The organism is Cupriavidus sp. SS-3 (genome assembly GCF_035818815.1).
GTDB classification, from domain to species: domain Bacteria; phylum Pseudomonadota; class Gammaproteobacteria; order Burkholderiales; family Burkholderiaceae; genus Cupriavidus; species Cupriavidus taiwanensis_C.
Genome location: NZ_JAYLVT010000011.1, coordinates 138,341 through 162,929, shown reverse-complemented (window position 1 = coordinate 162,929; position 24,589 = coordinate 138,341). Strand labels below are relative to the sequence as shown.

Genomic DNA, 24,589 nt, shown 5'->3' with positions numbered 1-24,589 from the left:
GTTGCCATGACGACCGATATCACCCTGGCCTTGCCGCAAGAGGAAGCGGCCAGGCTGCGCAAGGAATTCGACCAGTTCATCGGAGTCTCGACCGGGCTGGACCGCGAGTTCCTGCCGCCAGAGTTCCATGACTTCCTGCGTGCGCGGTTGCTGCAGCATGACGGCCCGCTGACCGAGCGCGCGGTCTCGCGGCTGCTGTCCGGGGGTGAGTACGGGTGGGCGCGCCGCGTGTTCGACAAGCAGTTGCCCAATGCGCTCGCGGCGCTGATGCGCGACGCCCAGCGCTTCGGCTTCGGCCTGGCGGTGCAGCCGGGCTGGAGTGGCGAACAGCGCCTGGCGCATGCGCGCGAATGGGCGGCGCAGGTGCTGGCCGAGTGCGGCGCCGATAGCGCCTATACCGAGGCCCTGGCCACCCAGGTGGCGGCGTCGGCGGAAGATTTGCGCGCGCTGGAAGAGCGCATGCGCACGCCGGCATGGCGCCTGGCTGAAAGCCTGCGCCAGCGCGCCTACGACCTGATGTACGCGCTGCAGACCGAAGATAACGAAGCCGCCGGCCGCGCGCGCGTGGGCGAGTTGCGCGGCATGCTGGGGCTGGCGCTGGAATACGGCTCGGTGCAGCCGGAAGAGGCTTCGCGCGTGCTGGAGCAGGTGGAGCGCGTGCGCCCCGCATTGTTTCGCGAAGCGCCCGACGACGTGTTCGCGCGGCTCGCGAACTGGCTGCGCCGATTGTTCGGACATTGACGCTGGCACCGCCGCCTCGCGCCGGTTCACGCCGATTCACGCCGGATATTTTGGACAGTATTACGCACACCGCGCGCGGCGATACACTCCGCGCGGCCGTCGTCAATAGAGGAATCCAGCAGGCTACCAACGTCGCGCCCGCGCGTTTGATGCAGAGGGCATTTGCTCGTGCCGTCTTGGGCCAAATCAAACGTCAAACGTGTGACTTGTTACAAAATGTGCGGCGCCAATGTCTGTTTCATGCGACATTTGCTTCCCCCCCGCGTAAGTAGGGATTGGCATTGCGGGGCGATTGCCGATATAAACGTAACGGTCTTGCTTACACTCTGTAACACTTGTAACGGAGTTGATTACAGTTGGACTTGGGCGTAGTTCCTTAGTCGTACGTTGTACCCGCCCAGCCGCAAACAAACGATCTGGTCGCCGGGCCCGCAGGGCAACGGTAAGCGCCGGACAAGCGGCCACGGTGGGTTTTTGGTAGCGGGGATAAATTGGAAAGCAGTGAAGTTCTCCAGGAGATCAGGGAGGTTAACCTCGCCTATCTGCTGCTCGCGCAACGCCTTGTGCGCGAAAACCAGGTCGAAGCCATGTTCAGGCTCGGGGTCAGCAAGGAAATCGCGGATATCCTTGCCAAGCTGACCTCGGCGCAACTCGTCAAGCTCGCGGCATCCAACATGGTGCTGTGCAGGTTCCGCTTCGACGACCATGCACTTCTGTCTACTCTCACCCACACGGCCAAGAGCCATGACATGCAGCAGATCCACGCCGCGATCCTGCTCGCACGTCAGCCTGTGGAGTCGCTCAATTGACCGCGCTCCTGCAGGCCGAGCCAAACCGGAGCTACACGGCCACCTCCGTTCCCAGCCGCAAGAGCGTGCTCCAGGACGCCAACCAGACCCAGCTCGCGATCGAGCTGATCGGCCTGGGCGCGCGCCTGCAGGTGCTTGAAGCCGAGACCACGCTGTCGCGTGACCGGCTGATCCGCCTGTACAAGGAGCTGCGCGGGGTCTCGCCCCCCAAGGGCATGCTGCCGTTCTCGACCGACTGGTTCACCACCTGGCTGCCGAATATCCACTCGTCGCTGTTCTTCTCTGCCTACCAGTTCATGGTGCAGGAAGGCGAGACCGTGGGCATCCGCGCGGTGGTGGCCGCCTACCGCCTGTACCTCGAGCATGTTTCGCTGCTCGGCGGTGAAATTGTCTTAAGTTTCACGCGGGCCTGGACGTTAGTACGGTTCTTCGAGAGCAACATGCTGCAGCTGTCCCGGTGCACGTGTTGCGGCGGACAGTTTGTCACGCACGCGTATGAGCCGCACGCGAACTTCGTGTGCAGCCTGTGCCGTCCGCCGTCGCGCGCAGGGAAAGTGAAGAAGCTCTCGAAAGACGCCGCCGCCGTGCAGACCAACGCCTGATCCTGGTCAAGGTCCGCCGGCTGGCAAGCTTGCTGCGCTGGCGGACGGATTCTCTCCGTGCGCCCGTGCCGCGGGCCAATGAGCGTGGCTGACGCGCGTTTTTAGACGGGGATCCGATCGTGCTAGTAGTTCTTGGCTATGTCGTCGTGGTAGCGGCGGTGCTTGGCGGTTACGCCATGACCGGCGGCCATATGGGCGCGCTGTATCAACCTGCTGAAGTGGTGATCATCGCGGGCGCCGCCATCGGCGCCTTCATCGCCACCAATACCGGCAAGGCCATCAAGGCCACCGCGCGCGCGCTGCCGGGCCTGTTCAAGAGTTCCAAGTACAAGAAAGAGCTGTACCTGGACGTCATGTCGCTGCTGTACGTGCTGCTGTCCAAGGCACGGCGCGAGGGCATCCTGTTCCTGGAAAAGGAAATCGCCGACCCCGCCGCCAGCAGCGTGTTCAGCCAGTACCCGCGCATCCTGTCGGATCCGGTGGTGATGGAATTCCTCACCGACTACCTGCGCATGATGGTCAACGGCAACATGAATGCGTTCGAGATCGAGGCCCTGATGGACCACGAGATCGAGACCTTCCGCCATGAAGCCGAGATCCCCGCCCATGCGCTGTCGCGCGTTGGCGATGGCCTGCCCGCGTTCGGCATCGTCGCCGCGGTGATGGGCGTGGTGCACGCGCTGGGTTCGGCCGACCTGCCGCCGGCGGAGCTGGGCGCGCTTATCGCGCACGCCATGGTCGGCACCTTCCTCGGCATCCTGCTGGCCTACGGCTTTATCTCGCCGCTGGCCGCGCGCATCGAGCTGCAGGTGTCCGAGAACGTCAAGGTCTACGAGTGCATCAAGGTGGTGCTGCTGGCCTCCCTGAACGGCTACGCGCCGCTGGTGGCGGTGGAGTTCGGCCGCAAGGTGCTGTACTCCACGGTGCGACCGTCGTTCCTCGAGCTCGACGACCACGTGCGTGAAGTGAAGAGCCTGAACTAAGCAGCCGGCAACGCACGCAGCAAGGGGCACCACATGAGCAGCGCACACGATATGCGTCCGATCATCGTCCGCCGGGCGAAGTCGCACGCCAGGCCGCACGGCAACCACAGCTGGAAGATTGCCTACGCCGACTTCATGACGGCGATGATGGCGCTGTTCCTGGTGCTGTGGCTGCTGTCCAGCGCCAACAAGAAGACGCTGGAAGGCATTGCCGAATACTTCCGCATGCCGCTCAAGGTCGCCATCGTCGGCGGCGAGAAGAGCAGCCAGTCGCCCAGCGTGATCCCGGGCGGCGGCATGGACGTGATGCGCAAGGACGGCGAGATCATGCGCGCGCATGACAACGACCCCAGCGACGAACAGCGCCGCAACGAGCAGCAGGAAGCGCAGCGGCTGCGCGCGCTCAAGCAGCGCCTGGAACAGATCATCGAGAACAACCCGGTGCTGCGCCAGTTCCGCCCGCAGCTGCTGCTGGACATCACCAGCGAAGGCCTGCGCATCCAGATCCTGGATACGCAGAACCGACCCATGTTCCGCACCGGCAGCGCCATCGTCGAAAGCTATATGCGCACCATCCTGCGCGAGATCGGCCCGGTGCTGAACGAGCTGCCCAACAAGGTCAGCCTGTCCGGCCATACCGACGCAGCCAACTATTCCAACGGCGAGCGCACCTACAGCAACTGGGAGCTGTCCGGCGACCGCGCCAACGCCTCGCGCCGCGAGCTGATCGCGGGCGGCATGCAGGAGGGCAAGGTACTGCGCGTGCTGGGCCTGGCCGCGACCATGCCGCTGGACAAGCAAGACCTGCTCGCGCCGGTCAACCGCCGCATCAGCATCGTGGTGCTGAACCAGAAGGCGCAGGCCCGCTTCGAGGCCGAGAACGCCAGTGCCGCCGAGGTCACGGTGGCGGCGCAGGCCGGCAAGGCCGCGCAGGAGATGCAGGCAGGGCTGGCGGCGTCGGCACCGGCCGCGGCACCGGCAGCGCCGGCATCGGGCAGCAAACCATGACGCAGGGCCGCTGCCGCAGCGTGCCCCGCGCCGTAACCAAGTGACTCAGGACGCCATGTCTGTCGATATCGATATCACTCAGTTTTACCAGACCTTCTTCGAGGAAGCGGAAGAGCTGCTCGTTGAAATGGAGCAGCTGCTGCTCGGCCTGGACATCGAGGCGCCCGATGCCGAGCACCTGAACGCGATCTTCCGCGCCGCGCATTCGATCAAGGGCGGCGCCGCCACCTTCGGCTTCGCCGCGCTGACCGAGACCACCCACATCTTCGAGAACCTGCTGGACCGCACGCGCCGGCAGGAACTGGCGTTGACCAGGACCATCATCGACACCTTTCTGGAAACCAAGGACGTGTTGCAAGACCAGCTCAACGCCTACCGCAACGGCACCGAACCCGATCCGGAAACGCTGGCGCGCATCTGCGCCGTGCTGCAGCAGCTGGCGCAGGAAGCCGCCGGCCATGACGCGGCCCCGGCACCCGTGGCGGCGCCCGCGCCCGCACCTGCCGCGGCCGCCGCGGCCGCGCCCGCCGGCGGCGGCCTGAAGATCCGCCTGATCAAGGTCTCGGCGTCCGACCAGGCGCTGCTGCGAGAAGAACTGGCCAACCTGGGCGAGATCACCGGCCAGCAGGAAACCAATGGCGAACTGGTGGTGTGGCTCAACACCCAATGCAGCGCCGACGACATCATCGCGGTGTGCTGCTTCGTCATCGATGGCGACCAGATCGTGATCGAAGCCGCGGCCGATGCGCCGGCGGCGGCGCCGGCCCCGGCAGAGGTTGCGGCGCCCGCGCCCGCGCCAGTGGCTGCCGCGCCCGCGCCGGCCCCCGCCGCCCGCGAGAAGGCAAAGGCCGCCCCGGCCCCCGCGCCGGCGCACGGCGAAGGCTCTATCCGCGTGCCCACCGAGAAGGTCGACCAGATCATCAACCTGGTGGGCGAGCTGGTGATCACGCAGTCGATGCTGGCGCAGACCGCCTCGTCGCTGGACCCGGTGCTGTTCGACCGGTTGTTCTCGGGCATGGGCCAGCTCGAGCGCAATGCGCGCGACCTGCAGGAAGCGGTGATGTCGATCCGCATGATGCCGATGGACTATGTGTTCTCGCGCTTCCCGCGGCTGGTGCGCGACCTGGCCAGCAAGCTCGGCAAGCAGATCGACCTGGTCACCAACGGCCGTGCCACCGAGCTGGACAAGAGCCTGATCGAACGCATCATCGATCCGCTGACGCACCTGGTGCGCAACAGCCTGGACCACGGCATCGAAACCCCTGACAAGCGCGTCGCCGCCGGCAAGGACGCGACCGGCCAGCTGATCCTGTCCGCGCAGCACCATGGCGGCAATATCGTTATCGAAGTCAGCGACGACGGCGGCGGCCTGAACCGCGAGCGCATCCTGGCCAAGGCCATCCAGAACGGCCTGCCGGTGTCCGAGACCATCACCGACGAGGAAGTCTGGCAGCTGATCTTCGCGCCTGGCTTCTCCACTGCCGAGGTCGTCACCGACGTCTCCGGCCGCGGCGTGGGCATGGACGTGGTCAAGCGCAACATCCAGGAGATGGGCGGGCACGTGCAGATCAGCTCGCGCCCGGGCCTGGGCACCACCATCCGCATCGTGCTGCCGCTGACGCTGGCGATCCTGGACGGCATGTCGGTCAAGGTGGGCGAGGAGACCTTCATCCTGCCGCTGAACTGCGTGATGGAGTCGCTGCAGCCCAAGGCCGAGGACGTGCATACCGCCGCCAACTCCGACCGCGTCATGCACGTGCGCGGCGAGTACCTGCCGCTGCTGGAGATGCACCGCGTGTTCAACGTCGCCAACGCGCTGCAGGAACCGACGCAGGGAATCGCCGTGATCCTGCAGGCCGAAGGCAAGCGCTTCGCGCTGCTGGTGGACCAGCTGATCGGCCAGCACCAGGTGGTGCTGAAGAACCTGGAAACCAACTACCGCAAGGTGCCGTGCATTTCGGCGGCAACCATCCTTGGCGACGGCAGCGTGGCGCTGATCGTCGATGTCGGCGCGCTGCAGCGCACCGGCGTGCGCCGGCAGGAACCGGCGCTGCAGCAGTAATCGATCACAGGAGAACAAGCCATCATGGCCGGCATCGGACACATCGATACCCCCGGAAGCGACGCTTCGGGCCAGGAGTTCCTGGTCTTCACGCTGGGGTCGGAGGAATACGGCATCGACATCCTCAAGGTGCAGGAGATCCGCAGCTACGAGACCGTCACGCGCATCTCCAGCGCGCCCGACTTTATCAAGGGCGTGACCAACCTGCGCGGCGTGATCGTGCCCATCGTCGACCTGCGCCTGAAGTTCCGCCTGGGCAACGTGCGCTACGACCACCAGACCGTGGTGATCATCCTCAACGTGGCCGGCCGCGTGGTCGGCATCGTGGTCGATGGCGTGTCGGACGTGCTCACGCTGACCGGCGACGCGATCAAGCCCGCGCCGGAATTCGGCGTGTCAATCTCGACCGAGCACCTGACCGGCCTGGGCACCATCGACGGCCGCATGCTGGTGCTGATCGACATCGAGAAGCTGATGACCAGCCCCGAGATGGCACTGGTCGAAGCCGAGTACGCCTGATTTCTGCACTGCTGAAGCAACAGCCCATGACGCCGTTCCGCAACGCCGCCCCCGCGCACACCGGCCTGGTCGCCGCGCCGGCCGCCCTGCTGCGGCGCGACGACGCACGCGACTTTTTGCTGACCGAGCGCGACTTCGAGCAGATCCGCACGCTGATCCACCGGCGCGCCGGCATCTCGCTGGGCAGCCACAAGCGCGAGATGGTCTACAGCCGGCTTGCGCGCCGGCTGCGCACGCTGCAGCTGACCGACTTTGCCTCATACCTGGCGCTGCTGGAAGCGGACGACCGCTCGCCGGAGTGGGAGTTCTTCACCAACGCGCTGACCACCAACCTGACCTCGTTCTTCCGCGAGGCGCACCACTTCCCGCTGCTGGCGGAGCATGCCAAGCAGGTTGGCCGGCCGTACAGCGTCTGGTGCTCGGCCGCGTCCACCGGCGAAGAGCCGTACTCGATCGCCATCACCCTGGCCGAGGCGCTGGGCGACCGCGCCGGCACCGTGCTGGCGACCGACATCGACACCCAGGTACTGGCCAAGGCCCGCAGCGGCGTCTATTCGGCCGAGCAGGTGGCGCGGCTGTCGCCGGAACGGCTCAAGCGCTTCTTCCTGAAGGGCACCGGCCCGCGCACCGGCTCGGTCAAGGTCAAGCCCGAGCTGGCCGCCACCATCGCGTTCGAGCCGCTGAACCTGCTCGCGCCCGACTGGGGCATCCGCGAGCAGTTCGATGCCATCTTCTGCCGCAACGTGATGATCTACTTCGACAAGCCGACCCAGGGGCGCATCCTGGAGCGCTTCGTGCCGCTGCTCAAGCCGCACGGGCTGCTGTTCGCCGGCCATTCGGAGAACTTCTCCTACGTCACGCGCGCGTTCCAGCTGCGCGGGCAGACCGTCTATGAACTGGCACCGGGCGCGCTGTCCGCGGCCGGCCGGGGCAGGCCGTAATGCGCACGCCCCACCTGCCCGAAGCGCTGGCCACGCGCACCTACTTCGACCGCGAGTTCGGCAAGCAGGCCATCAAGCTGCTGCCCAACGAGTACTACGTGACGCGCGACGACGTGGTGCTGACCACCGTGCTGGGCTCTTGCGTGGCCGCCTGCATCCGCGACGAGGTGGCCGGCGTCGGCGGCATGAACCACTTCATGCTGCCGGACGACGACGGCAGCGCCGACCGCATGCTGTCCGCATCGATGCGCTATGGCAGCTATGCGCTGGAAGTGCTGATCAACGAACTGCTCAAGATGGGCGCGCGCCGCGAGCGCCTCGAGGCCAAGGTCTTCGGCGGCGGCGCGGTGCTGGCCAACATGACCACGCTGAACATCGGCGACCGCAACGCGGACTTCGTGCTGCGCTATTTGAAGGCGGAAGAGGTACGCGTGGCGGCGCAGGACCTGCGCGGCCCGCATGCGCGCCGCGTCAGCTATTTCCCGATCGGCGGGCTGGCGCTGGTGCGCCGCCTGACAAGGCAGGACGACCAGGTTTCGGTGGCGCGCGACGAACGCGCGCTGGCGCGGGCCATTGCCACGTCGGCGCGCGAACCGTCGCGCTCGCCGGAACTGTTTGCGCGGCAGACGTATTCGCGCCAGCTTCCCTGAACCCCTACAAGCACGACCAATCATGACTGCCGCCAAGATCAAGGTGCTGTGCGTGGATGACTCCGCGCTGATCCGCAGCCTGATGACGGAGATCATCAACAGCCAGCCCGACATGGAAGTGGTCGGCACCGCGCCCGACCCGCTGGTCGCGCGCGACCTGATCAAGCGCCTGAACCCCGACGTGCTGACGCTCGACGTCGAAATGCCGCGCATGGACGGCCTGGACTTCCTGGAGCGGCTGATGCGGCTGCGGCCGATGCCGGTGCTGATGGTGTCGTCGCTGACCGAGCGCGGCTCCGAAATCACCATGCGCGCGCTGGAGCTGGGCGCGGTGGACTTCGTCACCAAGCCCAAGCTGGGCATCCGCGACGGGCTGCTTGAATACACCGACACCATTGCCGACAAGCTGCGCGCCGCATCGCGCGCACGCGTGCGCGCGGCCACGCCAGCGGCCGCGCCCGCAGCCACCGGCACCGCGCCCGTGCCGATGCTGCGCAGCCCGCTGCTGTCGACCGAAAAGCTGATCATCCTGGGCGCCTCTACCGGCGGCACCGAAGCCATCAAGGAATTCCTGATGCCGCTGCCGCCCGACAGCCCCGCGGTGATGATCGTGCAGCATATGCCGGCCGGCTTCACGCGCTCGTTCGCGCAGCGGCTGGACGGCCTGTGCCGCATCACCGTGAAGGAAGCCGAGCACGGCGAGCGCGTGCTGCCGGGCCATGCGTATATCGCGCCGGGCGACTCGCACCTGCTACTGGCGCGCAGCGGCGCCAACTACGTCGCGCACCTGTCGCAGGAGGCGCCGGTCAACCGCCATCGCCCGTCGGTGGACGTGCTGTTCGATTCGGCCGCGCAGCACGGCGGCAAGAACGTGATCGGCGTGATCCTGACCGGCATGGGCCGCGACGGCGCGCGCGGCATGCTGCGCATGCGCGACGCCGGCGCCTACAACCTGGCGCAGGACGAACCAACCTGCATCGTGTTTGGCATGCCGAAGGAGGCGATTGCCGCCGGCGGCGTGCATGAAGTCGTGCCCTTGCCGGCGATGACCCAGCGCGTGATGGCGCGCCTGGCCACGTACGGCACGCGCGCGCAACGCGTCTAGTCGAGCCGGCAAGCCCAAACAACAAAGCCGGACCAACAAGTCATTACTGCATTTACCTGGAGCCCATAAAGTGGACAAGAACATCAAGATCCTGGTCGTGGACGATTTCCCGACCATGCGCCGGATCATCCGCAACCTGCTCAAGGAGCTGGGTTTCGTCAACGTCGAAGAAGCCGAGGACGGCGCCGCCGGCCTGGAAAAAGCCAAGGACGGCAGCTTCCAGTTCGTGATCTCGGACTGGAACATGCCCAACATGGACGGCCTGTCGATGCTGCAGGCCATCCGCGCCGACGCCAACATCGGCAAGATCCCGGTGCTGATGGTCACCGCCGAGGCCAAGAAAGAAAACATCATCGCCGCGGCCCAGGCCGGCGCCAACGGCTACGTGGTCAAGCCGTTCACGGCCGCCACGCTGGACGAGAAGATCACCAAGATCTTCGAGAAGCTCGGCGGCTGAGGCGGAGGCGCGTTTGTCATGACCCCGACCCTGAGCAACGATTCCGCCGAACAACTGATCCTGCGCATCGGCAACCTGACGCGGATGCTGCGCGACAATATGCGCGAGCTCGGCCTGGACAAGGAGATCGAGCGCGCCGCGCAAGCCATCCCCGACGCGCGCGACCGCTTGAACTACATCGCCGCGATGACCGAGCAGGCCGCCGAACGCACGCTCAACGCGGTCGAACTGGCACAGCCGATCCAGTCCGACATCGAACAGCAGGCCGAAACGCTGGATAAGCGCTGGGCCGCCTGGTTTGAAAAACCGGTGGAACTGGCCGACGCCCGCTCGCTGGTACTGGACACCCGCGCCTTCCTGTCCGAGGTGCCCGGCCAAGCCCGCGCCACCAACAGCCACCTGCTCGACATCATGATGGCGCAGGACTTCCAGGACCTGACCGGCCAGGTCATCAAGAAGATGATGGACATGATCCGCGCGCTGGAGCAGGAACTGCTGCAGGTGCTGATCGACAACGTGCCGTCGGAGCGGCGGGTGGAAGTGCAGGCACCGTCGACGCTGATGAATGGGCCGCAGGTGAATCCGGAGGGGAAGCCGGATGTGGTGTCGGACCAGGCGCAGGTTGATGATTTGTTGGCGAGTTTGGGGTTTTAAGGTTTGAATAGCCTGCGGCATTTCGCGGTGCCGCGTGTTTTCTCCCCTCTCCTGCTTGCGGGAGAGGGGCGGGGGTGAGGGCCGGCGCTGGCAATAGCGACAGCCTTCACTTCGTAGATGTTCCGGCCCTCACCCCAACCCTCTCCCGCGGGCGGGAGAGGGAGCACGCAATCGGGGCTTGAATAGCCTGCGGCATTTCGCTGTGCCACGTGTCTTCTCCCCTCTCCCGCCTGCGGGAGAGGGGCGGGGGTGAGGGCCAGCGCATCCACGAAGTCAACCGCATGAACATGCGCACCGCTTCATCCCGGCAATCCGTCGCTGAACGCTTTTTAAGAGTTTGCCCATACTCGCCCTTGTTGCCCCTCTTCATACTGGGTTCGTCGCTGCGTCGTGGCGACCGGGTTTAGCAGCCCGAAAAGAGAGAGCCGAACGTTTGCCTTCTGGCGGTATCCTTACGTCCGCTGTGCCTGCGCACGCCCCTTCTTTGGGCGGGCCCTGGCAGGGGAGCCTTCGGGCTCGCCGGCTTTCGGCTCTTTCCCGGTCTGCTAACCCTGCCTTGCGCCCGCCCACCCCTATCAGCAACCGGGGAGCGGGACTGAACCTGTATGGTTAGGGGGCATTCCCATGCTTCAGTTCTTACTTGCCCGTTCTGGGCGATTGGCAATCTTCAGTACCTTCACAATGCAGCAGCGTGCGCGGGACGCGTATGTGGAGGTGTGCCATGTATAGCCATAGTCATCACGGTATTACGGCGGAACACAATGGTGTCGATATGCTCGTCACCGCCCACACCCCTGGCGAGAATCCATTGAGTCTTGCGGTGCAACGGGCGGCGCAGCTTCATGGGCTATTGCTTATGGCTAGTGAATATGGGGCTGTTAGTTTGGAGGTGGTGGATTTGGAGCGGGGGGTTTGGGAGGGGTTGCTTTCGCTCGCAGCGACGCTGGCGCATGAGACGCAGGTTTTGAGTGAGTTGGCGGTGGTGGAGGGGCAGGGGTTGGAGGTGGAATGACGTTGGGCGAGACGGCAGCCGTGAAATTGGCTGCCGTGCTATCTGGGCGCATGGGTGACTCGATCGTGGGGCTGAGGGTCGCAGAACGACCCGTAAGCGACGTTCAGAATCCCTCGAAGCGGACGTTCGCGCTCGGCACGTGAGACTTCAAGTAACGCAGCTAGCAACCTGCGATGTGCCTGGTGATATCTAACATAGCGGTTTGAACCAGCGTGATCGGCACGGCACGACGTGGACGCGGCCATATAATGCCCGCCCGGACCTAATCGTCGCCGTGCTCTCGGCTTACGTGAAGAACGAACCAGAGAGGGAAACGAATGCCCGTCGTAGAGAAGATCACCAAAGGACACTGTCCCGAATGCGGGGCAGGGAAAAACGCCGACATCGTCGCTGCATATGAACACAAATGGCAGGATGATGACCACCCCATCTGGGGCCAGATTGACTATCGCATCCTGAAATGCCGCGGCTGCGACAGCATCTACGTCCAGCGCGCTGAGATCTTTTCCGAGAACATTAACTACTCCTACGATGCCGCCGGCGACATACAGGGAGATTACGAGATCGACTATTCGTACTGGCCGTCTCCCCTGAAACGCGCCCGTCCTTCGTGGTTGGACGAGCTGTTCTCCGTAGACACTGTTCTGCACAGCATTCTTAATGAGGTGTACTCGGGCCTCGACGGGGATCTTGCCGTTCTCTCCGCTACAGGAATGAGAACCGCCTTCGACCGGGCGACAGAACTTCTGGGCGTTGACCCGGCGACGACTTTTCAGCAAAAACTGGAAGATCTTTTCGCCGCTGGCAAAGTGGGCGAAGCGGAAAAGGACACGTTGGCCGTGCTTGCCGATGCCGGCGGCGCGGCTGCACACCGGGGATGGAAACCGCAGCCCAAGCAGCTCGCGACGATGATGGATATCGTTGAGGCGTTCTGCCACCGGAGCTTTATTCTCGACGGCCAGGTTGGCCAGCTCAAGCCGCAGATCCCGGCGAGGCAGAAACGCCGACGTGCTGAAGGGGATGCTCCGGTTTGAGGCGCGGACCGTTTCGTAGCCTCTCAGCGCAGCATTGTCGACGACCTACGTTGGGCTGCTCGATCGACCGCACATGGCCGGTCTCTGCCGACCGGCCGGCCGCTGTCCGGCTCAAGCGTCTCTGTCCGACCCGTCTCTGCCATTTGGCAGGACAGCGGCAATGTTACTGCCCTGAGAAGCCGTCGTTCGAGCAACAAAAGAGGCAATAACCGTAGCCAGTAGCTACAATTGGGCCAAAATCGCGCCACCCTTGTAGGCAGCCATCCCGAGCCAACCACTTGATTCCAGCTTATGAATAACGGCAACTTGCAATCGCAACCATTCTCGCACACTGAAGCAATCCATGCCTATGGGGTTTTTATGGTTGCATGGGCTGTTTTAGAATCTGTGGTTCAGGCTGCAATCATGAAGTATTTAGTTATTGACGCCACCAAAGCAGTAATCGTCACAGGAAAACTTCAATTCAATCCACGCGTACAGCTCCTTCGCGGCCTGCTTAAGCTGCATGGCGACGCCCACAAGGAGACCGGAAAGCTGCTCAACAGCATTGAGGGCTTCGCGCAACGAAATACGCTGGTGCATGGCAATATTATTGTGGGCGTGCCGGGTGAGCTAACGTTTATCAAATACGATGGCGGCAATAGTGTGAAGCAGAGTTTTACCGCTGAAAGCCTGCTCGGACACGTAACGGAGTTAAATGGTCGGACGGAAACACTACAACGTCTGCTGCAAGTTACGGACGAGGAAGTGCACCAAATTGGTCAAGCTACTTTAGCTCTGGCCAGCTAGCCCCGTTGCATAATCCCTATCGCTTAATGCTGGCTCTTGCTGTCCTGTTGGGGGACCTATCGACCGAACTTCTAAGCAAGGCCTCGTTGCTCGACGCGCTTCGGACAGCGGCCGCACAGTGTTAGCAGGGCTGCTTCCGACACAAGACGGCCATTCGCCCTGGGTGGATCGAGAGACCACTACCCGATCCTTTCGGTCATTCAGGCGTCTCAGCCACGATGGCTGGGATCGGCAGCAGCCTTCCCAGTCGCGACATGGATATGTGTTCGATATTCAACATATACGTTGCCTTAGGCCCTGAGCTATGGCACGGTAGGACGCCGGACTATCGAAGCCAATTTCGTCTCAGTAGGAGGTTCGTAATGTCCCCACGGCGGAAGTTCTACCTCTTTTATCCCGGCGCCATTGCGTCGTTCTATCTCCTGGCCATTCTTGCCTTCAAAGTCCATGGCGCGTTCTTCATCGCAATTCCCATACTGTTCTTGGTGTTCGCGTTCTGGAACGCGTATTTTTTCTCTTGCCCACGTTGTGGCAAGGCATATACCTATGACTTCGTTGGCCCCTTCATATGCCCAACTTGGATGCCTAAAACGTGCCGTCGATGCGGTCGATCTACTGACATTGATTCACGCAAGCGGGAAGACAATCCAAGTGCGTAAACTATGCCGTGCGTCTGCTCACCTTATCGCATGAGCGGACGTCCTTAGATGGCCGGTCTCAGCCATCCGCCCATCTGGGTGCAGGCTTTCCGGCGTCAATGGCGACTGCCGACCCATCTCAGACATTCAACTTCTCCGAGACAAACGGCTCCTTTTGCCGAGAGGCCGTCGGAAGGTGACCTCTCAAAATTGATCCGGCATCGACGTCATCTTCCGTTATTCAGCCGCCATGGTGCCACCTTGCTTGCTATAACTTTGAACAGCGAGTCAGACATCGCGACGATGTGAGTTCGCTCGCTCGCCCCCGTGCTGCTAATCTCGAACACGAGATGGAGGCTTGCGCTGTCACATGCAACATCAAATAGCTCTCGCATCAGCCGTGTCAGGCCCTCCCACTCCTCTGCAATTGGCTCTACGTGCGATTGAATATGGACGGAGCAGATCCGACCATTCGGTCTGAATGCCACTTGATCTATCCACGGATAGGCGGGCCAGATGATTTCGAAGATTCCCAGTTGAATCCCGGCTAATCGATTAGCGATCAATTCTTCGGCAGTTGTCATAAAGCATCCATCCAGGCGTGAAGCGTCAGAAAGTGAATGGGTAAGCAGGACAATGGAGCTCGCTCCGACCGCCTTACTGCGATCATCCTATGGCCGCCCGGTCCGACTATCGATTGAGGTCGTTCGTGAGGTCGTTCGTGAGGTCGGTGTGGAGTCGGTGTGGAGTCGGACACGGACTAGGACATTCCAACGCTGAGCTAGCCCAGAATGGGGGCTGGAAAGATCGTCAGTCGAATGCCTCTTGCTGATTCGGCCATTGATCGATGAGGGCTCACTGACTGAGAGTGGCCGGCAATCGCCAAATTGGCAATGATCAACCCCTTAGATCGTCAGAGTATGGGTTCGCAAAAGCAACTCCCATGCCGAACAACAATACGTGCAAAAATTCAATGACGCCTAGGAATCTCCGCGCGACTCCCCTATAGCCTAGGATATCCAATATTGCAAGCTCACGTCTAGCAAAGATATGTCCGTTGGCCTTTGCTGCCTCAAGGTAGCGAAAAGCCAACGTGAGATCTCTTCGAACACCTTGTCCCCTAAGATATGAAACTCCAAGACGAAATTGAGAAGGGGGGTATCCAGCCGCCGCAGAGCGCTGATACAAAGGAAAAGCATCAGCATGCTTACCCTCCATGGTCAGCAATCGTCCTAGATAGAACCCACCCCTCGCTGAGCCAAGCTCTGCTGCTCGCCTGAACCAATGGGCTGCATCCTCCTGGCTCGCCTGAACGCCCTTACCTTCTGCAAACATGCAGCCAAGGAAAACTTGACTCTCTGAATGCCCCTGATCGGCAAGGTGCCGGTAAATCCGGAACGCTTGAGAATACTGCTCCTTCGCGTAAAGGCTTGCCGCCTGGCGAAGAAGCTCGGCTAACCCCAGTTCGTTTTCTTGCTCTTGTTTACGAGCCAGGTTCATACGCATAAACCATATACCTGACGAGGCACATTGAAGTTGCGAGCGGAGGTGGTGGCAGACATTGCTTTGCGCATTCTTCGCCACGCTACTATGGGCCTGCACGCTTGTGCGTGCGTTGAAGAACATAAAAAACCCGTCGGCGGTGGCGGCCCGTCGCATGCCTCGATGGCCCGACAGACATCAACGTGAAGTGCGTAGTCGCCTTCGAGGGCAGTTTTGCGGGATATACCGGTCCTGCGAACGTCTTAGCCGAGGAGCGCCGAACGACGCCTCCTGGCCGGTCTCGGCCTTCGGCAACTCCTGTTGCGGGCGGCTTGGCGCCAGAGACGCCTCTCGACCCTAAGCGGTCATTTTCACTGTTGCCAAAAGCACAGTTTCACTGCCTGATCGTCCGATAACTACGCCATAGGAGCATGCCGCCATAGATACCAAGGAAGACCGCGAAGACGGGCCAAAAGATGAGCCAGTACAGCCCCCCGTAACCTCGACTGACGTACTTGAACCCAAGTGGTGGCTTTACCGAGACCGTAACGCGCTCTCCTGCGAGCGTCGGGCTAACATCAACGACGGTAATGGTCAGATGCGAGATTCCCGCGGGCAATGTCTCTAGCCGAGGGGGCCACTTGAAGAGATGGGGGTCACCGTCTCCATCGCGGACTTCTAAGGCTCGCGTAATCGCGCTCTCGCTGTTACCCGAGTTCGGTAACGCCCTATACAGCTTGTCGATCCCTGAGTTCGATGTGATGCGAATGGTCACTGGTTCGCCTGGCTGCTTAAATTCAAGGAACCCACTCTCTCTGAAGTTCGAGTTATATGCGTAGATGCCCAACTCCGGGCGCTTGTCCTTCCATCCCTTGCGCTTGAACTCCACGTAGGGCTCAAGGGGAGTTGGGGATAGACGAACCACTGTGACGCTACCTGTCTCCCCAGGATTCAGGGATAGGTAAGCGCCGTTGGTGGTGCTTGAGACCTCAAACGCAACCATTGCTAGGCCGAATAGGACGGTGAGCGTGCTCCAGCACACCCAGTGGATTTTCAGTCGAGAACGCATTGTGCGCAGTGCCCTCTGTGGTTCCCCCGATGAACATCACCTGGCGAACCCAACCCAACTGAGTGGGCGCGGTCGGTTCAATGGAGGATACATGCTGCCTGCAGCCGTGCATTACGAAGGTACGGCCGCACACAGAACAGTCGAATATGCAATGGCCGCTTATGGCCGGTTACTGCCGTCCGTTCCACGGAAGCAACTGCCTGCACGCCAGCCCTTTACGCATCGCTGAGCGACTTGTATCAAGACTTATCATAGATTGTGAGAAGTCTTGGATTCAGAGCAAGGCGCCTGCATCGGTGGCCTGTTCGGTAACCTTCAGAAGCACCCCGCGAGGAATCCTGCCACATAAAAAAACGCCAACCCCTCCGGGTTGGCGTTCTACTTTAAGGCGTCCTACCAGAATCAAAACTGATTCATAGTATTGTCCTTCCCCGCCGCCTTCAGCGCAGCCTCCCCGCTGAAGTACTCCTTGTGGTCATCCCCGATATCCGACCCAGACATATTCTGGTGCTTCACACAGGCGATGCCCTGACGGATTTCCTTCCGCTGCACCCCAGCCACATACCCCAGCATGCCCTGATCACCAAAGTATTCCTTAGCCAGATTGTCCGTCGACAGCGCAGCAGTGTGATACGTCGGCAGCGTAATCAGATGATGGAAGATTCCGGCCTCACGCGACGCATCAGCCTGGAAAGTACGAATCTTCTCGTCCGCCAGCTTCGCCAGTTCGCTGTCATCGTATTCCACGCTCATCAACTGCGCGCGGTCGTAGGCCGACACATCCTTACCCTCGGCCTTCATCGCGTCATACGCCTGCTGGCGGAAATTCAGCGTCCAGTTGAACGACGGGCTGTTGTTGTAAACCAGCTTGGCGTTCGGGATGACCTTGCGGATTTCGTTGACCATGCCCGCGATCTGGGCGATGTGCGGCTTTTCGGTTTCGATCCACAGCAGGTCGGCGCCGTTCTGCAGCGCGGTCACGCAGTCCAGCACGCAGCGTGCTTCGCCCGTGCCGGCGCGGAACTGGAACAGGTTGCTGGGCAGGCGCTTCGGGCGCAGCAGCTTGCCGTCGCGCTTGATGATGACGTCGCCATTGCCCAGCTGGTCGGCCGACAGTTCTTCGCAATCCAGGAACGAGTTGTACTGGTCACCCAGGTCGCCCGGCTGGCGGGTCACGGCGATCTGCTTGGTCAGGCCGGCGCCCAGCGAGTCGGTGCGGGCGACGATGATGCCGTCGTCCACGCCCAGTTCCAGGAAGGCGTAGCGAATGGCGCGGATCTTGGCCAGGAAGTCCTCGTGCGGCACGGTGACCTTGCCGTCCTGGTGGCCGCATTGCTTCTCGTCGGAGACCTGGTTTTCGATCTGGATGCAGCAGGCGCCGGCTTCGATGAATTGCTTGGCCAGCAGGTAGGTCGCCTCGGCATTGCCGAAACCGGCGTCGATGTCGGCGATGATGGGCACGACGTGGGTGACGTGGTTGTCGATCTTCTGCTGGATGGCGGCCTTTTCGGCGCCGGTGGCGGCGTCTAGCTGGCGGAACAGGCCGCCCAGTTCACGGGCGTCGGCCTGGCGCAGGAAGGTGTACAGCTCGCGGATCAGCGCGCTGACCGAGGTCTTTTCGTGCATCGACTGGTCCGGCAGCGGGCCGAACTCGGAGCGCAGCGCGGCGACCATCCAGCCGGACAGGTACAGGTAGCGGCGTTCGGTGCTGTTGAAGTGCTTCTTGATGGAAATCATCTTCTGCTGGCCGATAAAGCCGTGCCAGCAGCCCAGCGACTGGGTGTACTTGGACGAGTCCGCATCGTAGGCAGCCATGTCGGCGCGCATGATCTTGGCGGTGTACTTGGCGATGTCCAGGCCCGTCTTGAACTTGTTCTGCGCGCGCATGCGGGCAGCGTACTCGGGGTTGATGGCATTCCAGGCGCTGCCCTGGGTTTCTTTCAAAGCAGCCACTGCCTTGATGTCGTCTTGATACTGGGCCATGTCAGTTTCCTAAGATAAGGCGCGTTTGAGAAAAATCGTTTGGCGTGCCGACCGTGGGTCGAAGCAAACAGCGTGAACTCATTGTAGGGGGATCCGGGTTCGTTGCGGCCATGTCTTATATAAGACATAAGACTTTGTTTTTCCTTATCTTTCAATGGGATAGGCGTTAATTTTCACGATACGGAACGTTTTTTCGCAGAACGAAAGCGGATGCGGCGCTGCGCAACGCCAAAATCCCACGATGTGAAACGTGCTTTCAGTGAGTGGGCAAAGGCCTATCCCGCGCACCGCGGTTCGACGGTTTCGTCACTTTCCCGCTAAAGACTCCTGACCGCTGCGCCGTTAACCCCAACAGTCCCTCATTTCCCAAACAGCACCCAATTCCCCCGCCTTTTCGCGCGAATGGGAATCCCACCCCGCTTCGATAATCCCCGCTGACGAATAGCGGCCTGCCGCTTCGCACGGAGCGTGGATGTCCGAAGAAAGCGATCTCGAGAAAACCGAACCCGCCTCACCCCGGCGCCTGGAAAAGGCGCGCGAGGAGGGGCAGGTGGTGCGTTCGCGCGAGCTGGCCACGTTCGTGATGCTGATTGCCGGTGTGACCGGCCTGTGGACGCTGGGCGGGCACCTGGGCCGCAGCCTGAACCAGGTGATGCAGGGCGCGTTGCGCTTTGAGCCGGCCACGGCGTTCGATCCGTCGCGCATGCTGTCGCGCTTTGCGCTGATGGTGTGGGACAGCCTGCTGGCCTTCCTGCCGTTGCTGCTGCTGTTCGGCGTGGCCGCGCTGGCCGCGCCGCTGCTGCTGGGCGGCTGGGTGTTCTCGGCCAAGTCGTTCGCGCCGCAGTTGTCGCGGCTGTCGCCGATTGCGGGGCTGGGGCGGATGTTCTCGGCGCATTCGCTGGTGGAACTGCTCAAGGCCGTGGCCAAGTCGCTGCTGGTGGGGGCGGTCGGCGCCTGGGTGCTGTGGCGCCGCTTGCCCGAGGCCATCGCGCTGATGAATGCGCCGGTGCAGGAGGCGCTGCTGCACATGGTGGACCTGGTGATGTTCTGCTGCCTGGTGGTGTCGCTGTCGCTGCTGGTGGTGGCAGCCATCGACGTGCCGTGGCAGTACTGGGCGTTCTTCAAGAAGCTGCGCATGACCAAGGAAGAGGTCAAGCAGGAATTCAAGGAGAGCGAGGGCGACCCCCATATCAAGAACCGCATCCGCCAGCAGCAGCGCGCCATGGCGCGCCGCCGCATGATGACGGAGGTGCCCAAGGCCGATGTGGTGGTGACCAACCCCACCCACTTTGCGGTGGCGCTGCGCTATGAGGAAGGGCGCATGGGCGCGCCGCGCGTGGTGGCCAAGGGCACCGGCGAGGTCGCCGCGCGCATTCGCGCGCTGGCGGCGGAGCACCGCGTGCCGCTGATGTCGGCGCCGCCGCTGGCGCGCGCGCTGCACCGCCATGTTGAGCTGGGCCAGGAAATCCCGGCCGGCCTCTATACCGCCGTGGCCGAAGTGCTGGCCTGGGTCTATCAACTGAAGCACTGGCACTACTCGCAGGGCCCGCAGCCGCAGGCACCGGCGGACCTGCATGTGCCCGATGAACTCGCCGTACCGGAAATGCGCGAATGAATGCTCTGAGCAACCTCTTCAACCTGCCCGGCCTGCGCTCCGCCGGCCAGTTCAAGGCCATGACCGGGCCGCTGCTGATCATCATGATCCTGGGGATGATGATCCTGCCGCTGCCGGCCCTTGTGCTGGACCTGCTGTTCACCTTCAATATCGCGCTGGCGATCATGGTGCTGCTGGTCAGCATGTATACGCAGAAGCCGCTGGACTTTGCGGCGTTCCCGGCGGTGCTGCTGTTTACCACGCTGCTGCGGCTGTCGCTGAACGTGGCGTCCACGCGCATAGTGCTGCTGGAAGGCCATACCGGCCCGGACGCGGCCGGCAAGGTGGTGGAGGCCTTCGGCCACTTCCTGGTGGGCGGCAATTTTGCCGTGGGTATCGTGGTGTTCGCCATCCTGGTGGTGATCAACTTCATGGTGATCACCAAGGGCGCGGGGCGGATTGCGGAAGTCGGCGCGCGCTTCATGCTGGATTCGATGCCGGGCAAGCAGATGTCGATCGACGCCGACCTGAACGCCGGCCTGATCGACGAAGCCGCCGCCAAGAAGCGCCGCGCCGAGGTGGCGCAGGAATCTGACTTCTACGGCGCCATGGACGGTGCCAGCAAGTTCGTGCGCGGCGATGCGGTGGCGGGCCTGCTGATCATGTTTATCAACGTGGCCGCGGGCATGGTGGTGGGCATGGTCCAGCATGACCTGGACTTCGGCACCGCCGTGCACAACTACACGCTGCTGACCATCGGCGATGGCCTGGTGGCGCAGATTCCGGCGCTGGTGATCTCCACCGCGGCCGGCGTGATCGTGTCGCGCGTGTCGAACGAGCAGGACGTGGGCGAGCAGCTGACCGGCCAGCTCTTCGCCAACCCGCGCGTGCTGTACCTGACCGCGGGCATCATCGGCCTGATGGGCATCATCCCGGGCATGCCGCACTTTGCCTTCCTGCTGCTGGCAGGCGCGCTGGTTTGGATGGGGCGCTATATCGCGCGCCGCGCGGCCACGCAGGCGCAGACCAAGCAGCGTGAGGAGCGCACCCCGGCGGTGGCGCCGGAATCGACCGAAGCCAGCTGGGACGACGTCACGCTGGTGGACCCGCTCGGCATGGAAGTGGGATACCGCCTGATCACGCTGGTGGACCGCGCGCAGGACGGCGAGCTGCTGGGCCGCATCAAGAGCATCCGCAAGAAGGTGGCGCAGGAGATCGGCTTCCTGGTCCCCGTCGTTCATATCCGCGACAACCTGGAACTGAAGCCCAACGCCTACCGCATCACGCTCAAGGGCGTGGAGATCGGCCGCGGCGAGGCCATGCCCGGACAGTGGATGGCGATCAACCCGGGCCAGGTCAGCGGCACGCTTCCCGGCGCGGCCACGCGCGATCCGGCCTTCGGCCTGCCGGCGGTGTGGATCGACGCGGGCATCAAGGAGCAGGCGCAGGCGTACGGCTATACCGTGGTCGATGCCAGCACCGTGGTGGCCACGCACCTGAACCACCTGATCCACATGCACGCGGCCGAGCTGCTGGGCCGCCAGGAAGTGCAGGCGCTGCTGGACCGCATCGCCAAGGATTCGCCCAAGCTGACCGAAGACCTGGTGCCGAAGACGATTTCGCTCACGGCGCTGCAGAAGATCCTGCAGAACCTGCTGGACGAAGGCGTGCCGATCCGCGACATGCGCACCATCCTGGATGTGGTGGCCGAGCACGCGCCCAAGATCAGTGATCCGAACGAGCTGACCGCGATGGTCCGCGTGGCGCTGGGCCGCGCCATCACGCAGCAGCTGTTCCCGAACAATGCCGACCTGCAGGTGATCGGCCTCGACGCCGGCCTGGAGCGCGTGCTGTCGCAGGCGCTGACCAACGGCGGCGGCATCGAGCCGGGCCTGGCCGACGCGCTGCTGCAGCAGACCCAGGGCGCGGTTACGCGCCAGGAGCAGATGGGCATGGACCCGGTGCTGCTGGTGCCGTCGCAGCTGCGTCCGCTGATGGCGCGCTTCCTGCGCCGGACCATGCCGCAGCTGCGCGTGCTGTCGCACGCCGAGGTGCCGGACAACCGCAATATCCGCATCACCGCCATGATCGGCGCGTGAGGAGTCAACGATGAGCGTAGCCAAGTTTGTCGCGGCCAACGGCCGCGAAGCCATGCGCCAGGTGCGCGAAGCCATGGGCCCGGATGCCGTGGTGCTGTCCAACCGCACCGTCGAGGGCGGGGTGGAGATCGTCGCCATGCGCGATACCGATCTGGGCAGCGTGTCGGCCGGCGCGCAGGTGTATGTGCCGCCGGCACCGGCGCAGGTACCGGCACCTGAGCCCGCGGCCATCGGCGACCTGCGCGGCGAGCTGCAATCGATGCGGGCCATGCTGGAGCGCCAGCTGGCCGGCATCGGCGCCGCGCCGGGCGTGGCCCCGAGCGCGGCAGCGCACGGCGTGGCCGCGAGCGACCCGCTGCGCGAATCGCTGTTCGAATGGATGGTCGGCGCAGGCTTCTCCGGGCAACTGGCGCGCACGCTGCTGGCGCGGCTGCCGCTGGGCTATGACCGGCCCGCGGCCATGGGCTGGATCCGCGGCGAACTGGCCAGCAAGCTGCCGGTGCTGGGCGACGAGGACCACCTGTTCGCGCAGGGCGGCGTGCTGGCGCTGGTGGGCCCCACCGGCGTGGGCAAGACCACCACCACGGCCAAGCTGGCGGCGCGCTACGTGCTGCGCCACGGCGCCGACAAGCTGGCGTTGCTGACTACCGACAGCTTCCGTATCGGCGCCCATGAGCAGCTGCGCATCTATGGCGACATCCTCGGCGTGCCGGTGCATGCCGTGAAAGACGCCGCCGACCTGCGCTTCGCGCTGGCGGCGATGAAGGACAAGCACCTGGTGATCATCGACACCGTCGGCATGAGCCAGCGCGACCGCAGCCTGTCGGAACAGATCGCCATGCTGGCCGGCGTGCCTGCGCCGGTGCAGCGCGTGCTGCTGCTCAACGGCGCCAGCCATGGCGATACCCTCAACGAGGTGGTGCACGCCTACCGCCACGACGCCGCGCCGGATGGCGGCGGCATCGACGGCTGCATCATCAGCAAGCTGGATGAAGCGACGCACCTGGGATCGGTGCTGGACGTGGTGATCCGCCACCGGCTGCCGGTGTTCTATGCCTCCACCGGCCAGCGCGTGCCCGAGCACCTGGAGCTCGCCAACAGCACCGCGCTGGTCGAGCGCGCCTTCCTGACGCCGCGCCGCGGCTCTGTTTTCGCCGATGCCGATGCGGCGCGCCGTGCGGCAGCTGGTGCGGGTGAAGAGACAAGCGCGCGCGGTGGCGCCACCGATGTGCTGCGCTCGCTGACCGATAGCGCCGACGCGCTCGGCCAGTGCGTGGCCGAACTCAACGGCGCGGGCCTGGGCTTCGACCTGGCCCGCTCGCTGTGGCAGCAGCGCGGCGCCGGCGCGCCAGCCCTGCGCGCGATGTCGCAGCAGGTGCGCGAAGCGGTGTGCCGTGACGTGACGCGCCAGTGCGACCAGTACGTGCTGGCCGTCGCCGCCACGCTGCAGGTGGCCGTGCCCGGGCGCCGCTCGCCCCAGCCGGTCCAGCACACGCTGTGGCTGGCCGACCGCAACGGCATGCCGCTGGCCGCCACCGTCACGCCCACTGGCCGTGCCGGCCAGCCGCTGGGTGAAGCCGAATCGGATGCCGCCAACCTGCGCGCCGCGATGAGCGCCGCGCGCAAGGTCGTCAACCTGATCGAGGCAGTGCCGTCCGCCGCCACGCTGGCGCGCTGGCAGCTGGCCGGCGAGCGCTGGGTGGCCAGCGCGCGCAAGACCGCGCGCGTGGTCAGCGCCGGCACCGCGTGGAAGCTGGATGCGCTGGCGGATACGCTGACCTTCCATGCCGTCGGCGAAGACACCGTGCGCGAGCGCGATGCCGTGCGCTGGCTGGCAACCGCCGAGGTGCGCGTGCCGGACAGCCCGGTGCGCGGCAAGGGCACGCCAGATGGCGGCATCGACGCCTGCCTGGTGGTGGCCCGCCTGGCCGACCGTGCTACCGGCGAGCTGCTCGATACACGCTACCTGCTGTGCGATCCGGCGCTGGCGCAGGATGCCGCGCAGGTGGCCCGCTGGGCCTTGTGGACCGACGCGGCCGAGGCCGGCCTGCGCACGCTGCGCCACGCCATCGACCATTTCGCGCAGGACGCAGGGGATGCGCCCGATGCCGCCGCCGTGGCCGCACTGCAGCTGGGCTTGTCGGTGCTGCGCCTGGAACACGCGCCCACCGCGGCCGCGCCCGCGTTCCTGGCGCGCCTGGCCGGCCGTACGGTGCGCCCGGGCGTGCCGGTGCCGGGCACCGTGCTCAATGAAGGCATGGGCCGCATGCTGGCGCTGCTCGACGTGCTGGAAAACTATCCGGGCCGCGGCAACGCCGCGCCCGCTGCCGCCGCGGAGGCCCTGCAGTGAGCACCCTC

Annotated in this window: 21 protein-coding genes; 18 read left to right on the top strand and 3 right to left on the bottom strand. The window is 63.9% G+C overall.

Annotated features, from left to right (window positions below; all coding sequences use genetic code 11):
- Positions 1–6 precede the first annotated feature (6 nt).
- The 15 genes from U9J39_RS18380 to U9J39_RS18310 all read left to right on the top strand — a co-directional run bounded on the left by U9J39_RS18380 (position 7) and on the right by U9J39_RS18310 (position 13,366).
- A complete protein-coding gene (locus tag U9J39_RS18380; RefSeq protein WP_115682251.1) occupies positions 7–741 on the top strand; it encodes a DUF4088 family protein in 735 nt (244 codons plus the stop codon).
- A 491-nt stretch (positions 742–1,232) separates the two neighbouring features.
- The gene (gene flhD, locus U9J39_RS18375) at positions 1,233–1,550 is read left to right on the top strand and encodes a flagellar transcriptional regulator FlhD (RefSeq protein ID WP_010812713.1); all 318 of its coding nucleotides are present in this window, start codon (positions 1,233–1,235) and stop codon (positions 1,548–1,550) included.
- Positions 1,547–2,152, top strand: coding sequence for a flagellar transcriptional regulator FlhC (gene flhC / locus U9J39_RS18370; protein WP_018004719.1), 606 nt, complete (start codon positions 1,547–1,549; stop codon positions 2,150–2,152). The genes flhD and flhC overlap by 4 nt, the downstream gene beginning before the upstream one ends.
- Positions 2,153–2,271: 119 nt before the next feature.
- On the top strand, positions 2,272–3,135 hold the full coding sequence (motA, locus tag U9J39_RS18365) for a flagellar motor stator protein MotA (protein WP_012355101.1): 864 nt from the start codon (positions 2,272–2,274) through the stop codon (positions 3,133–3,135).
- Positions 3,136–3,168: 33 nt separating this feature from the next.
- Entirely contained in the window at positions 3,169–4,143 is a 975-nt protein-coding gene (gene motB, locus U9J39_RS18360; RefSeq protein ID WP_115712029.1) for a flagellar motor protein MotB, read from the top strand.
- 55 nt (positions 4,144–4,198) lie between these two features.
- Positions 4,199–6,205, top strand: a complete 2,007-nt coding sequence (gene cheA / locus U9J39_RS18355; protein WP_326347715.1) for a chemotaxis protein CheA — start codon at positions 4,199–4,201, stop codon at positions 6,203–6,205.
- 24 nt (positions 6,206–6,229) lie between these two features.
- The gene (locus U9J39_RS18350) at positions 6,230–6,724 is read left to right on the top strand and encodes a chemotaxis protein CheW (RefSeq protein ID WP_111521529.1); all 495 of its coding nucleotides are present in this window, start codon (positions 6,230–6,232) and stop codon (positions 6,722–6,724) included.
- A gap of 26 nt (positions 6,725–6,750) precedes the next feature.
- Positions 6,751–7,665: a CheR family methyltransferase gene (locus U9J39_RS18345; RefSeq protein WP_172581806.1), complete on the top strand. Its 915-nt coding sequence runs from the start codon at positions 6,751–6,753 to the stop codon at positions 7,663–7,665.
- Positions 7,665–8,315 (top strand): chemoreceptor glutamine deamidase CheD, encoded by a 651-nt coding sequence (gene cheD / locus U9J39_RS18340; protein ID WP_062802333.1) that lies wholly within the window; start codon positions 7,665–7,667, stop codon positions 8,313–8,315. The genes U9J39_RS18345 and cheD overlap by 1 nt, the downstream gene beginning before the upstream one ends.
- Before the next feature lie 22 nt (positions 8,316–8,337).
- The gene (locus U9J39_RS18335; protein WP_326347714.1) at positions 8,338–9,420 is read left to right on the top strand and encodes a protein-glutamate methylesterase/protein-glutamine glutaminase; all 1,083 of its coding nucleotides are present in this window, start codon (positions 8,338–8,340) and stop codon (positions 9,418–9,420) included.
- Positions 9,421–9,490: 70 nt separating this feature from the next.
- Entirely contained in the window at positions 9,491–9,877 is a 387-nt protein-coding gene (cheY, locus tag U9J39_RS18330) for a chemotaxis response regulator CheY (RefSeq protein ID WP_018004712.1), read from the top strand.
- Positions 9,878–9,895: 18 nt separating this feature from the next.
- A complete protein-coding gene (cheZ, locus tag U9J39_RS18325) occupies positions 9,896–10,531 on the top strand; it encodes a protein phosphatase CheZ (protein WP_012355109.1) in 636 nt (211 codons plus the stop codon).
- Positions 10,532–11,252: 721 nt separating this feature from the next.
- Complete coding sequence (locus U9J39_RS18320; RefSeq protein ID WP_326347713.1) at positions 11,253–11,543, top strand: hypothetical protein; 291 nt, start codon at positions 11,253–11,255, stop codon at positions 11,541–11,543.
- A 317-nt stretch (positions 11,544–11,860) separates the two neighbouring features.
- The gene (locus tag U9J39_RS18315; protein WP_326347712.1) at positions 11,861–12,577 is read left to right on the top strand and encodes a DUF4145 domain-containing protein; all 717 of its coding nucleotides are present in this window, start codon (positions 11,861–11,863) and stop codon (positions 12,575–12,577) included.
- Positions 12,578–12,868: 291 nt separating this feature from the next.
- Positions 12,869–13,366, top strand: coding sequence for a hypothetical protein (locus U9J39_RS18310; RefSeq protein WP_326347711.1), 498 nt, complete (start codon positions 12,869–12,871; stop codon positions 13,364–13,366).
- A gap of 865 nt (positions 13,367–14,231) precedes the next feature.
- Here U9J39_RS18310 and U9J39_RS18305 read toward each other — a convergent pair.
- From U9J39_RS18305 to U9J39_RS18295, 3 genes are all read right to left on the bottom strand, one after another.
- Positions 14,232–14,588, bottom strand: a complete 357-nt coding sequence (locus U9J39_RS18305; RefSeq protein WP_326347710.1) for a hypothetical protein — start codon at positions 14,586–14,588, stop codon at positions 14,232–14,234.
- Between the two features lie 313 nt (positions 14,589–14,901).
- Complete coding sequence (locus U9J39_RS18300) at positions 14,902–15,510, bottom strand: tetratricopeptide repeat protein (RefSeq protein WP_326347709.1); 609 nt, start codon at positions 15,508–15,510, stop codon at positions 14,902–14,904.
- Between the two features lie 1,447 nt (positions 15,511–16,957).
- Positions 16,958–18,538 carry an isocitrate lyase gene (locus tag U9J39_RS18295; protein ID WP_326347708.1) on the bottom strand — a complete coding sequence of 527 codons (1,581 nt, stop codon included), beginning with the start codon at positions 18,536–18,538 and terminating at the stop codon, positions 16,958–16,960.
- Between the two features lie 472 nt (positions 18,539–19,010).
- On the opposite strand from U9J39_RS18295, the gene flhB reads away from it, so the two are divergent.
- The 3 genes from flhB to flhF are packed head-to-tail and all read left to right on the top strand — an operon-like array spanning position 19,011 to position 24,581.
- Positions 19,011–20,153: a flagellar biosynthesis protein FlhB gene (gene flhB / locus U9J39_RS18290; RefSeq protein WP_326347707.1), complete on the top strand. Its 1,143-nt coding sequence runs from the start codon at positions 19,011–19,013 to the stop codon at positions 20,151–20,153.
- Entirely contained in the window at positions 20,150–22,231 is a 2,082-nt protein-coding gene (gene flhA, locus U9J39_RS18285) for a flagellar biosynthesis protein FlhA (RefSeq protein ID WP_326347706.1), read from the top strand. The genes flhB and flhA overlap by 4 nt, the downstream gene beginning before the upstream one ends.
- 10 nt (positions 22,232–22,241) lie before the next feature.
- Complete coding sequence (flhF, locus tag U9J39_RS18280; protein ID WP_326347705.1) at positions 22,242–24,581, top strand: flagellar biosynthesis protein FlhF; 2,340 nt, start codon at positions 22,242–22,244, stop codon at positions 24,579–24,581.
- Positions 24,582–24,589: the final 8 nt, after the last annotated feature.